Here is a 441-nt window from a genome sequence, read left to right as displayed (position 1 = left end):
ACATCATACTTTTCTGACTTATTCACAATTAAGTGACGAAGAGCAATTGAAAATTACTCAGGCTTTATTATCCCTTCACCATTTCATGACGATATTTACAGGAGAACTTTATTCATGACCGACTGGATAGATGAATCACAGGAATACCAACTGAGAGTACTTGAAGCGCAAATATCAAAGGCAACCCGCACACAGCCTGAACCGTCGGCCTTGTTCTGTGTGGATTGCGAAGCTTCCATCCCGGAACAACGCAGGAACATCATCTCAGGTGTACAGCGATGTATTGAATGTCAGGAAATTGAAGAACTCAAAAGAAAGAATTACCGGCCAGTATAAATAGCTGAATTAACACCATTCAAATTAATCAACTCACTGGGAATAATATTATTTCCGGAAGGCTTCCCATATTTCATTTTTGGAAAAGCCAGTATGTCAGATAAT

Annotated in this window: 1 protein-coding gene; it reads left to right on the top strand. The window is 39.2% G+C overall.

Going from position 1 to position 441, the window contains the following annotated elements; genetic code table 11:
* The first annotated feature begins 114 nt into the window (after window positions 1-114).
* The gene (locus J1785_RS00205; protein WP_129954613.1) at window positions 115-336 is read left to right on the top strand and encodes a TraR/DksA C4-type zinc finger protein; all 222 of its coding nucleotides are present in this window, start codon (window positions 115-117) and stop codon (window positions 334-336) included.
* The last annotated feature ends 105 nt before the right edge of the window (window positions 337-441 follow it).

The organism is Rahnella perminowiae, from assembly GCF_019049755.1.
GTDB classification, from domain to species: domain Bacteria; phylum Pseudomonadota; class Gammaproteobacteria; order Enterobacterales; family Enterobacteriaceae; genus Rahnella; species Rahnella perminowiae.
Note: the sequence above shows the minus strand (reverse complement) of the source record. Positions and strands in the feature narration are given on the sequence as shown.

Coding starts and splice junctions, on each gene's coding strand:
- J1785_RS00205 (WP_129954613.1), top strand. CDS start 115: ATGACCGACTGGATAGATGAATCACAGGAATACCAACTGAGAGTACTT.